Origin of the sequence: Pseudomonas sp. NPDC087690 (assembly GCF_044743175.1) — a bacterium.
GTDB lineage: Bacteria > Pseudomonadota > Gammaproteobacteria > Pseudomonadales > Pseudomonadaceae > Aquipseudomonas.
In genome coordinates, this window is sequence record NZ_JBIUVX010000001.1 from 88218 (window position 1) to 100378 (window position 12161).

Annotated in this window: 7 protein-coding genes; 6 read left to right on the plus strand and 1 reads right to left on the minus strand. The window is 60.2% G+C overall.

What is annotated here, in order from left to right:
* The first annotated feature begins 213 nt into the window (after nt 1–213).
* From ACIPIZ_RS00370 to ACIPIZ_RS00385, 4 genes are all read left to right on the plus strand, one after another.
* A complete protein-coding gene (locus ACIPIZ_RS00370; protein ID WP_401164212.1) occupies nt 214–3246 on the plus strand; it encodes an autotransporter domain-containing protein in 3033 nt (1010 codons plus the stop codon).
* Between the two features lie 58 nt (nt 3247–3304).
* Nucleotides 3305–4993, plus strand: coding sequence for a polyurethanase (locus tag ACIPIZ_RS00375; RefSeq protein WP_401163241.1), 1689 nt, complete (start codon nt 3305–3307; stop codon nt 4991–4993).
* 200 nt (nt 4994–5193) lie between these two features.
* Entirely contained in the window at nt 5194–7047 is a 1854-nt protein-coding gene (locus ACIPIZ_RS00380; protein WP_401163243.1) for a polyurethanase, read from the plus strand.
* 238 nt (nt 7048–7285) lie between these two features.
* Nucleotides 7286–7660 (plus strand): hypothetical protein, encoded by a 375-nt coding sequence (locus ACIPIZ_RS00385; protein ID WP_122661470.1) that lies wholly within the window; start codon nt 7286–7288, stop codon nt 7658–7660.
* Between the two features lie 113 nt (nt 7661–7773).
* On the opposite strand, the gene ACIPIZ_RS00390 is transcribed toward ACIPIZ_RS00385, so the two are convergent.
* Nucleotides 7774–7998, minus strand: a complete 225-nt coding sequence (locus tag ACIPIZ_RS00390) for a YgdI/YgdR family lipoprotein (RefSeq protein ID WP_064390700.1) — start codon at nt 7996–7998, stop codon at nt 7774–7776.
* 194 nt (nt 7999–8192) lie between these two features.
* On the opposite strand from ACIPIZ_RS00390, the gene ACIPIZ_RS00395 reads away from it, so the two are divergent.
* Nucleotides 8193–9845 carry a VRR-NUC domain-containing protein gene (locus ACIPIZ_RS00395; protein ID WP_401163246.1) on the plus strand — a complete coding sequence of 551 codons (1653 nt, stop codon included), beginning with the start codon at nt 8193–8195 and terminating at the stop codon, nt 9843–9845.
* On the plus strand, nt 9842–12160 hold the full coding sequence (locus ACIPIZ_RS00400; protein ID WP_064389906.1) for an ATP-dependent DNA helicase: 2319 nt from the start codon (nt 9842–9844) through the stop codon (nt 12158–12160). Before ACIPIZ_RS00395 ends, ACIPIZ_RS00400 begins: the two co-directional genes overlap by 4 nt.
* Nucleotide 12161 lies beyond the last annotated feature (1 nt).

Genomic DNA, 12161 nt, shown 5'->3' on the forward strand with positions numbered 1-12161 from the left:
CCGGCAATGATCGTTCCCACGCTCTGCGTGGGAATGCCTCTAGGGACGCTCTGCGTCCAGTGACGCGGAGCGTCACGGGCTGCATTCCTTTGCTGCGCGTGGGAACGATCATTGCTCTGCGTGGGAACGATCAGGATTTTTCGCAACATCACTAAGGAAGGTCGCTGGATGAATAACAACAATACCCCCGCGCAAACGGGTGGCCGTTTTGCCATGAAAACCCTGACATTCGCGGTGTTGTGCGCTATCGGCACGGCGCAGGCCGCGCCTTACGTGGAAACCGGACGCAGCGGTGATCCTTCAAGTTGGCGCAGCAACGAGTTTCAGGCCGATTGGGGCCTGAGCGCCATCGGTGCCGATTACGCCTACGCCGCTGGCTACACCGGCAAAGGCGTGAAACTGGGCATCTTCGATCAACCGGTCTACGCCGCGCACCCGGAGTTTTCCGGCAGCAATAAAGTCATCACCCTGGTCACCAGCGGGATCCGCGAATACACCGACCCGTACATTCCGGTGAAAGCGGGCGACGCGTTCCGCTATGACGGTTCGCCCTCGGTCGGCTCCGATGGCAAACTCGGCGCCCACGGTACTCACGTTGGTGGCATCGCCGCCGGCAGTCGTGACGGCGGGCCGATGCACGGCGTGGCATTCGGGGCGCAAATCATCAGCGCCGACAACGGCGACCCGGGCCCGGAAGACGGCATTGTGCGCGGCAACGACGGCGCGGTGTACAAGGCCGGTTGGGATGCTCTGATCGCCAGCGGCGCGCGGATCATCAACAACAGCTGGGGCATCGGCATCACCGACCGCTTCGACCTCGGCGGCAAGGATCCGGCGTACCCGCACTTCACCGTCAATGACGCGCAGTTGCAGTTCAACGAAATCCGCACGTTGCTCGGAACCAAAGCCGGTGGCGCGTATGACGGTGCCATCGCCGCCGCACGCAGCGGTATCGTGACAATCTTCGCCGCCGGCAATGACTACAACCTCAACAATCCGGATGCCATTGCCGGCCTCGGTTATTTTGTCCCGGAGATTGCGCCGAACTGGATCACCGTCGCCGCATTGCAGAAGAACCCTGATCTGGCCAGCGCCAATCCGTACATCATGAGTACGTTTTCCTCGCGTTGCGGCTACACCGCGAGCTTATGCGTCTCGGCGCCGGGCACGAAAATCTACAGCGCAATCATCGAAGGCACCAACGCCGACAACCTGACCACCGGCTACAAAAATTACAACGGCACCTCGATGGCCGCGCCGCACGTGGCCGGCTCCATGGCCGTGCTGATGGAACGCTTCCCGTACATGAGCGGCGATCAGGTCGCCACGGTATTGCGTACCACCGCGACCGACCTCGGCGCACCGGGCATCGACGCCTTGTATGGCTGGGGCATGATCAACCTGCGCAAAGGCATTGATGGCCCGGCCATGTTCGTCACCGAGAAAGACATTCCTGAGGAGTTCCGCATTCAGGGAGCCTATGGCTCCGGCCAGTTTGTCGCGGATTTGCCTGGCATCGGCGCGATCATCGATCAAGGCAAACCGACCGAGCGTCTGTGCAGCGACATCACCTGCGGCCTCGACACCTGGCGCAACGACATTTCCGGCCACGGCGGCTTGACCAAGCAGGGCATCGGTACGCTGGTGATGACCGGCAACAACAGCTACACCGGCCCGACGCTGGTCAATCAGGGCCGACTGGCCATCAACGGTTCGCTGGCCTCGGCGGTCACCGTGAATGACAGCGGCATCCTTGGCGGTAACGGCCGCATCGGCGCACTGTCGGTGAAAAACGGCGGTACGGTGGCGCCGGGCAACTCCATCGGCACCCTGAATGTTGCGGGTGACGTGACCTTCGAGCCGGGTTCGACCTATGCCGTGGAAGTCTCGCCGACCGCCAGCGACAGGATTGTCGCCGATGGCAAGGCAGTGATCGAGGGGGCCACGGTCAGTCTGTCACTGGAAAACAGCCCGACGCTGCTGACCACCACTGAGGTGAAAAGCCTGCTCGGTACGCAGTTCAATATCCTGCAAGCGGCGGGCGGTATCGAAGGGCAATTTGGCCAGGTGCTGCCCGACTACGCCTTTCTCGGCGGCACCCTGGCGTATTCGGCCAGTGGCGTTCAGTTGGAGGTTGGGCGCAATGGCGCGTCGTTCGCCAGTGTCGGTCTGACGCCAAACCAGCGAGCGGTCGGTGCGGCTGCCGAGCGGCTGGGCGCAGGCAATGCGCTGTTCGAAACCCTGCTGCTGTCGCCCAATGCGGCCGTGGCGCAACAAGCGTTCCAGCAGTTATCCGGTGAGATTCATCCGGCGATCGGCACGCTGTTGATCAACGACAGCCGTTACCTGCGCGAGGCAGTCGGCGAACGCCTGCGCGAGCGTGATCTGTTCAACGCCGATGCACCGACTGATGATCGCAGCAATGCCTGGGTCAAGGTGCTGGGTTCGTGGGGCACCAGCGATGGCGGCAATAAAAACGCCGATTCGACCAGCTCCATCGGTGGTCTGCTGGCCGGTGTCGATGGCTTGATTGCTGAAGATACCCGCCTGGGCTTCGTTACTGGTTACAGCGACAGTTCATTGAGCATGGGCAGCGGCACGCATTCGTCAGCCTCGGTTGACAGCTACCACCTCGGTGCGTATCTGGGGCATCAAATCGATGCACTGCGCCTGACCGTTGGCGGCGCCTACAGCTGGCATCGCATCGACGCGAAACGTGATCTGCAGTTCGCTGACGTCAGCGGCAAGCAGAAGACCAAACGCGACGCGAGCACGGCGCAATTGTTCACTGAAGCCGCTTACGATCTGGGCTTGCAACCGATGAACCTTGAGCCGTTCGCCAACCTGTCTTACGTGCACCTGAACACCGACAGCTTTACCGAAAAAGGCGATGCCGCCGCGCTCAAAGGTGGCGAAGACAACCGCGATGTGCTGTTGTCGACGCTCGGCGTACGCGCCAAACGCAGTTTTGCTCTGTCGGACCAGCATCAACTGGAACTGGGGGCGAGCCTGGGCTGGCAGCACAACCTGAGCAGTGTCGACGCTGACAGCCATCTGGCGTTTGCCAATGGCAACAGCGCGTTCACCGTGCAGAGTGTGTCGATGGATCGCGACGCTGCCGTAGTCGGCGTGCGGGCGGGGCTGGCGCTCAACCGCGATGTGCGGGTGAACCTGGATTACAACGGGCTGATCGGCGCGAACGAGAAGGACCACGGGGTGGGCCTGACGCTCGACTGGCAGTTCTAGGCAGCGCCGGCAGTTCCAGACGAAACTGCCGGGTTTTTAAAGGAAGAGAGGGCACAACATGGGATTGTTCGATTACAGGAATGCCGATGGCAAAGCGTTGTACAGCGACGCCATCGCACTCACGCTGTATGCCTACACGCCGACCGGCCAGCCATTGCCGGCGACGGGATGGGCACCCGTTGCCGCGACCGCGCTGGGTTATCAAGGCAAGGTCGGGGCGCAGGGTACGTTCTTCGGTGAGAAGGACGGCTTCACCAGCGCCGAAGCCGAAGTACTTGGCAAATACGACGCCGCCGGCAAGTTGGTTGGCATCGGCGTTGCCTTTCGTGGCACCGGCGGGCTGGGTTATAGCGATACCTTTGGCGACATGAAAAACAACTTGCTGGCAGCGATCGGACCATCGGATTACGCCAGCAACTACGCAAAAAACGCTTTCGACAATCTGCTCAAGGCTGTCGCCGCGTTTGCCATTGCCAACGGCATCGCCGCCAAGGACGTGTTGATCAGCGGCCACAGCCTTGGCGGGCTCGGGGTCAACAGCGTGGCCGAATTAAGCGCGAGCAACTGGGGAGGTTTCTTCAAGGACGCCAACTACATTGCGTTCGCCTCGCCAACCCAGAGCAGCACCGGTAATAACGTGCTGAACATCGGTTACGAGAACGATCCGGTATTTCGCGTGCTCGATGGCACTACGTTCAGCACCGCGTCGATGGGCAAGCACGACAAACCGCATGATTCGACCACCGACAACATCGTCAACTTCAACGACAATTACGCCTCCACCGCACAAAACCTGGTGCCGTTCAGCATCGTCAATCCGCTGAGCTGGTCGGCGCACGGCTCGCTGGGCTATGCCGATGGCCTGAATCGAGTGATCGATTCGAAGTTCTACAACCTCACCGGCAAGGACTCGACGATCATCGTCTCCAACCTGGAAGCGTCGTCCCGAGGCAAGACCTGGGTCGAGGATCTCGGCCGCAGTGGCGAGCCGCACACCGGCAGCACATTCATCATCGGCACCGACAGCAATGACTGGCTCAAGGGGGGCGCGGGCAACGACTTCCTTGAAGGTCGCGCGGGCGATGACCGTTTCCGCGATGACGGCGGTTTCAACATCCTGCTCGGTGGCCAGGGCCACAATACCTTCGAGCTGCAGAAGCCATTGCAGAACTTCAGCTTCGCCAATGACGGCGACGGCACGCTGTACGTGCGCGACGCCTACGGCGGCATCAGCATGACCCGCGACATTGGTGCGCTGGTGAGCAAAGAGTCGGGTTCGTGGTGGGGCAGCAAGGAAATCACCTGGGGTGTGACGGCCAAAGGGCTGACCAATGGCAATGAGCTGACGCAGTACAACCATTCGCTCAGCGGTGATGGCTACGGCAACGCGTTGCATGCGACGGCCGATGGCGACTGGCTGTTCGGTCTCGGTGGCGACGACAGACTGATCAGCGACAAAGGCCACGTGACCTTTGTTGGCGGCGCCGGTAACGATGTGATGACGGCGGTTGGCGGCGGCAACACCTTCCTGTTCAGCGGCGCGTTCGGCTTCGATGCCATCAATGGTTATCAGGGCGGCGACAAACTGGTGTTCATGGGCGTCGAAGGCGCGGGGCAGGGCTACGACTACAAGCAACATGTGGCGCAGACCGGTGGCGATACGGTGCTGAAGATTGGCGACTTTGCCGTGACCCTGATAGGGGTAGGCGTGACTAACCTGTCGGACTCGGCGTTCGTGTTCGCCTGACCAACGCCCCGGTAGGAGCTGCCGCAGGCTGCGATCTTTTGATTGTGTTTTTAAAGATCAAAAGATCGCAGCCTCGTTGCACTCGACAACTCCTACTGGGGGTTTACATGGGGTGTTGAAATGCTCCGGAGCGCTCCGTGAGGGGCGCACTGGCTGTGAGCTATCTCTGAACAATTCCAACAAAGAGAGAGGCAATAGCAATGGGTGTGTATGACTACAAGAATTTCGGCACGGACGATTCCAAGGCGTTGTTCAGCGATGCCATGGCAATCACTCTGTATTCCTACCACAACCTCGATAACGGTTTTGCCAGCGGTTATCAGCACAACGGTTTCGGTATCGGCCTGCCAGCCACACTGGTCACCGCGTTGATTGGCGGTACCGACTCGCAAGGTGTCATCCCGGGCATTCCATGGAATCCCGACTCGGAAAAACTCGCCCTCGATGCGGTTAAAGCGGCCGGCTGGACGCCGATCACCGCCTCGCAACTGGGCTACGAAGGCAAGACCGATGCGCGAGGAACCTTTTTCGGCGAGAAGGCCGGCTACACCAGCGCTCAGGTCGAGATCCTCGGCAAGTACGACGCCCAAGGCCATCTCACCGAGCTTGGCATTGCCTTTCGTGGCACCAGTGGCCCGCGAGAAATCCTCATTGGCGACTCGATCGGCGACGTGATCAACGACCTGCTCGCGGCCTTCGGCCCCAACGACTACGCGAAAAACTACGTTGGCGAAGCGTTTGGCAATCTGCTCAATGACGTGATGGCCTTCGCCAAGGCCAACGGCCTCACCGGCAAGGACATATTGGTCAGCGGCCACAGTCTCGGCGGCCTGGCCGTCAACAGCATGGCCGACTTGAGCGGCGGCAAGTGGGGCGGATTCTTTGCCGACTCCAACTACATCGCCTATGCCTCGCCAACGCAAAGCAGCACCGACAAAGTGCTTAACGTCGGCTATGAAAACGATCCGGTGTTTCGAGCTCTCGACGGCTCGACCTTCACCGGCGCCTCGGTAGGCGTACACGATGCACCGCATGCCTCGACCACTGACAACATCGTCAGTTTCAACGATCACTACGCCTCGACCGCGTGGAATCTGCTGCCGTACTCGATCCTCAACATTCCAACGTGGATTTCACACCTGCCCACCGGTTACGGCGACGGCATGACCCGTGTACTGGATTCGAAGTTCTACGACCTGACCAGCCGCGACTCGACAATCATCGTCGCCAACCTGTCCGATCCGGCGCGAGCCAACACCTGGGTGCAGGATCTCAATCGCAACGCCGAAACCCACAAGGGCAGCACGTTCATCATCGGTAGCGACGGCAACGATCTGATCCAGGGTGGCAGCGCCAATGACTATCTGGAAGGCCGTGCCGGCAACGACACCTTCCGTGACAGTGGCGGCTACAACATCATCCTTGGCGGGCAGGGCAGCAATACCCTGGACTTGCAGCAAGCGGTGGGCAAGTTCGACTTCGCCAACGACGGCGCCGGCAATCTGTACATCCGCGATGCCAACGGCGGGATCAGTATCACCCGCGACATCGGCAGTATTGTCACCAAGGAACCGGGGTTTCTCTGGGGGCTGTTCAAGGATGACGTCACTCACAGCGTCACCGCCAGCGGCCTGAAGGTCGGCAGCAATGTCACGGCGTACGAGTCCAGCGTCAAAGGTAGCGCTGGCGCCGACACGCTGAAGGCGCATGCCGGTGGCGATTGGCTGTTTGGCCTCGACGGTAACGATCACTTGATCGGCAGCACGGGTAATGACGTGTTTGTCGGCGGTACCGGCAATGACCTGATGGAATCGGGGGGCGGGGCGGATACGTTCCTGTTCAACGGCGCGTTCGGCCAGGATCGGGTGGTCGGTTACACGACGAACGACAAACTGGTCTTCCTCGGCGTACAGGGTGTTCTGCCGACTGAGGATTTCCGTGCCCATGCCGCGACCGTTGGGCAGGATACGGTGCTGACGTTTGGCAACGACTCAGTGACACTGGTGGGCGTGTCGCTCAATAGCCTGAGTGCTGACGGTGTCGTGATCGCCTGATGTTGATGGGGTGCCGGTAAGGGCCCTTTCGCGAGCAAGCTCGCTGCCACCCTGGATCTGTGTCGTTTACAGAACCCTGTGGAAGCGAGCCTGCTCGCGAAGAACGATAACGCGGTTTAAAAGTGACTCAACAGCCACTCCCTGACTCAAATCCCTGCCAAACAGGAAATGCGGCCTAAAGCCAGCACGTGCACACACGTTCAATAGCTAGCCGCCATTGAGTACAGGAGATTCAAACGTGAAAGGTTTCAAGGGGTATATCGGCTTCGTCGCACTGGCGCTGTGTTCGGCCAATGTCTGCGCCGATCTGCCTCAAAGCTCGATTCTGAGCCGCTACGGCATCACCACCGACCAACTGCCGAGCCCGCCGAAAACCGAAGCAGTCGAACCGGTCGAAGAGAAAAGCCGCTTTCAGATTCAGCCTGAACAACCGTTCGTGACTCTGCGTCTGGGTGACGGCAAGCAGCCGCAGACCACCGGCAATCTGAGCATTGATCGCATGGCGCAGCAGGATCTGGAACGCTGCCGGCGTTTACAAGGTGAAGTGGTCAAGCGGGGCGGCACGTACATGCCTTGCGATGGCAGCATTCCGGGCATGCCAACCTTCGAATAACACAAACATCCCCTGTAGGAGCTGCCGCAGGCTGCGATCTTTCGCTCGTGATTTACAAGATCCGGATCAAAAGATCGCAGCCTTCGGCAGCTCCTACAGAGATTGCGGGGGTTTCAGTCCTCTTCGCGGACCGTCGCGACTTCATCGGCGCGGACTTTCACCTTGGCCCCGGAAATATCCTCGAACTCATAGAAGCCATCCTTGGTTTTGGTCTTCGGCATGTCCTTGGTCAAATACTGGGTGCCGTTCTGCAAGGTCACCACTGTCTGGGTCGAGCAACCGCCCAGCACGAGCAGCGCGACGACTGCCAAGGGAATGCCCAGCCTGTTGATTTTCATACCCACCTCTACTTCCTCATGCGATGTGAACCCGAGCATTGTCGGTCCTGTAACGCGGTTGGTGCCACTGCGCCGGAAAAAGTTCGATTGCCCGGTTAAAAAATGCCATTGATCCTTTTCCATTTGCACCGGGCAGGGCAGAGCTGGTATCTGTACGCATAACCAGTACTCGTTCGCCATGGCCCTGAATTCCCGTGACTGCCAATCCCCTCGACGACCCGTTCTATTACCTCAACAACTTCCGGCAAGTGCTTGATTGGCTTGAGCTGCGCTATGCCGACGTGATGAGCGAAACCGAGCACGGCTTCATCCGCGATTTCAAGGCATTGCCCAAGACCTCGCAGGGCCTGCTGGTGCGCATGGTGATGCGCAAGGGCGTGCACTTTCGTGTCGGTAAACTCAATTACCCTGAAATCGGTGACATCGCACACGCCGCGCAACCGCTGCTGAATCATGGCTGGCTCGACGAATTCGCGGCGCTGACGATGGCCGAACTGTTCGATGTGCTGCTCAAGGCCGAGGTTCTCCAGGCATTTGGCGCGTTCATCGAGCAACCCAAGGGGCGCAAGGACGATTGGCTGCCGCTGCTCACCGAACAGTTCGCCGATGCCCGTAGCCTGCGCGATTGGGCGCCGTTACTGGCAGAGCGCCTGTTCAGCCTGACCATCATGGACCTGTGCGATCGTCTGCGTCTGATGTTCTTTGGCAATCTTTATCAGGACTGGTCGGAATTCGTCCTCGCTGATCTGGGGATCTTTACCTACGAAAAAGTCGAATTCTGCGCTGATTCGCGCGGCCTGCGCAGCCGCCAGGATGTCGACGCCTGCCTGTTCCTGCATAACTGCCAGTTGCGCTTCGAGGCCGGTGAACCGCTGCAAGCCATTGTCGAGCAAGTCGGCGCCTTGCACTTCGACAACCCCTGGTTGCAACGTCGACGAGGCAAGGTGTTGTTCCAGATTGGCCAGTATTGCGAGCGCATCAGCGAGTTTGCGCTGGCCTTGAGCATCTACCGCGACTGCGCCTATCCAGGCGCGCGATTGCGCATGATCCGCGTGCTGGAACGCTGCGGCGAATACGCCCTTGGCCTGGAACTCGGCACGCTGGCTGAACAGACGCCGCAAAGCGCTGCCGAACAGCAAGGCCTGCAGCGAATAATGCCGCGATTGCGGCGCAAACTCGGCGGGCCGCCACTCAAGCGTACAGCGGCGAAACCGGTCGAACGCCTCGATTTGCAGTTGCTGCGCAGCGATCCTGGGTTGTCGGTGGAGTTTTACGTGCAGGCGCACCTGCATGATGACGACGGCCCGGTGCACTACGTGGAAAACAGCCTGATCAACTCGTTGTTCGGTTTGTTGTGCTGGCCGGCGATCTTCGCGCCGTTGCCCGGTGCATTCTTTCACCCGTTCCAGCGCGGGCCGGTCGATCTGCTCAATGAAGACTTCCAGCCGCGCCGCGCCGAGCTGTTCCAGGCCTGTCTCGACGAGCTCGACGATGGTCGCTACGCCTCGACCATTCGCCAGCGATTCGTCGCCAAATGGGGTATTCAGTCGCCGTTCGTGTTTTGGGGCGCACTCAATGAACAGCTGCTCGAACAGGCGTTGGCCTGCCTGCCGGCTGAACACCTCAAGCACTGGTTCAATCGGCTGTTGCTCGACATCAAGGCCAACCGCGCCGGCATGCCCGATCTGATCCAGTTCTGGCCGCAACACAAAACCTACCGGATGATTGAAGTCAAAGGCCCCGGTGATCGCTTGCAGGACAACCAATTGCGCTGGCTGGAGTTCTGCCACGAACACCAGATGCCGGTGGCCGTGTGCTACGTGCAATGGGCGGAGCAGAGCGCTTGAGCTACAGCATTGCGGTGCGGGCGCTGTGTGAGTTCACCGCCAAGACCGGCGACCTCGACCTGCGTTTCACCCCGTCGCCGACGGCACTCGAAGGCATTGCCGGCCACCGTACCGTGGCCTCGCGGCGCAACGAGAAATACCAAAGCGAAGTGGCCCTGGAAGGCGAGTTTCGCCAGTTGAAGGTCAAGGGCAGGGCGGACGGCTACGATCCGGGGCAAAACTGCCTGGAAGAAGTCAAAACCTACCGGGGCGACCTGAGCAAACAACCGGCCAATCACCGCCGGTTGCACTGGGCGCAAGCGAAAATCTACGGCTGGCTGATGTGCCGCAAACTCGATCTGCAGCGGATCAATCTGGCGCTGGTGTATTTCGACATCGTCAGCGAAAAGGAAACCTGTCTGGTCGAGGCATTCAGCGCTGAGGCCCTGCAAGTGTTTTTCGAGCAACAGTGTGGCGTGTTCCTGCTCTGGGCCGAACAGGAAATGGCCCATCGCGAGGTGCGCAACCTGGCGGCGCAGCAACTGAGCTTTCCTCACGCCGAGTTTCGTTCGGGGCAGCGGCATCTGGCTGAATCGGTGTTCAAGGCGATCAGCACCGGGCGCTGCCTGATGGCCCAGGCACCGACCGGCATCGGCAAAACCCTTGGCACGTTGTTTCCGATGCTCAAGGCGCTGGCGCCGCAGCAACTGGACAAAGTGTTCTTCCTGACCGCCAAGACGCCGGGACGCAAACTGGCGCTCGATGCCAGCCAGGTGCTGTTCGAACAGTCGCCGAACCTGCCCTTGCGGGTTCTGGAAATGGTCGCTCGGGACAAGGCCTGCGAACACCCGGACAAAGCTTGCCATGGCGAATCCTGCCCGTTGGCACAAGGTTTCTACGATCGCTTGCCGGCCGCGCGTGAGGCGGCCAGCCGCATCAGTCTGCTCGATCAGCCCGCCATGCGCGCCGTTGCCGCGCAGCATGCGGTGTGCCCGTATTACTTGAGCCAGGAAATGGCCCGCTGGGCTGACGTGGTGGTCGCCGACTACAACTATTACTTCGATTTCAGTGCACTCCTGTTCGGTCTGGCCCAGCTCAATCAGTGGAAAGTCGCCGTGCTGGCCGATGAGGCGCACAACCTCGTTGAGCGCGGACGGCAGATGTACAGCGCCAGTCTCGATCAGTTCGTCCTTGGCGCCGTGCGTAAAACCGCCCCTGAACCGCTAAAAAAATCCCTGCAACGGCTCAACCGTGAATGGAACACGCTGCATGCTCCGCAACTGGCCGCGTATCAGGCCTACGACAAGGCGCCGGAAAAACTGCTGCAAGCGATCTCCCTGTGTTGCGCGGCCATCGGCGATTACCAGAATGACCATCCACAGGGACTCGACAGCGCATTGCAAAGCTTCTATTTCGAGCTGCTGCAGTTTGCCCGGGTCGCGGAGTTGTTCGATGAGCATTACCTGTTCGATATCAGCAAGCGCGACCTCGAGCGCAAGCGCCCGCTGTCGCAACTGTGCCTGCGCAACGTGGTCCCCGCGGCGTTTATTGGCCCGCGTCTGAAAGCGGCGCGCAGCAGCGTACTGTTTTCCGCCACGCTGAGCCCGCGCAACTATTACGCCGATTTGCTTGGCACACCGGACGATACGGTGTGGGTCGACGTCGAATCGCCGTTCAGCCCGGCGCAGTTGCAGGTGCAGGTGGTCAGCCGGATTTCAACGCGCTTCAATCACCGCCAGGCGTCGCTGGAGCCGATTGTCGAGCTGATCGCCAGGCAGTTCGGCGAGCGTCCGGGCAATTACCTGGCGTTTTTCAGCAGCTTCGACTATCTGCAGCAGGTCGCAACGTTACTGGCCGAGCGGCATCCGCACATCACGGTGTGGCAGCAGTCGCGCGGCATGCTCGAAGGGCAGCGGCAAGCGTTTCTCGACCAGTTCACCGTGCGAAGTCAGGGCGTAGGTTTTGCCGTATTGGGCGGGGCATTCGGCGAAGGTATCGATTTGCCTGGCGCACGCCTGATCGGCGCGTTCATCGCTACGCTCGGTCTGGCGCAACTCAATCCGGTCAATGAACAGTTGAAACGCCGCATGGCGGCAATCTTCGGCGCCGGGTATGACTACACCTACCTGTATCCCGGTGTGCAGAAAGTGGTGCAGGCCGCCGGCCGGGTGATCCGCACACGCGAAGATCGTGGTGTGCTCATGTTGATTGACGACCGCTTTGCCGAGCCGCGGATCCAGCAGTTGCTGCCGCGCTGGTGGTCAATCAAAAACGAGGCGGACGCTTTTCAATTCGCCGGATTAACGCATACTCCAGCACATAACTGTGTGCGGTGAA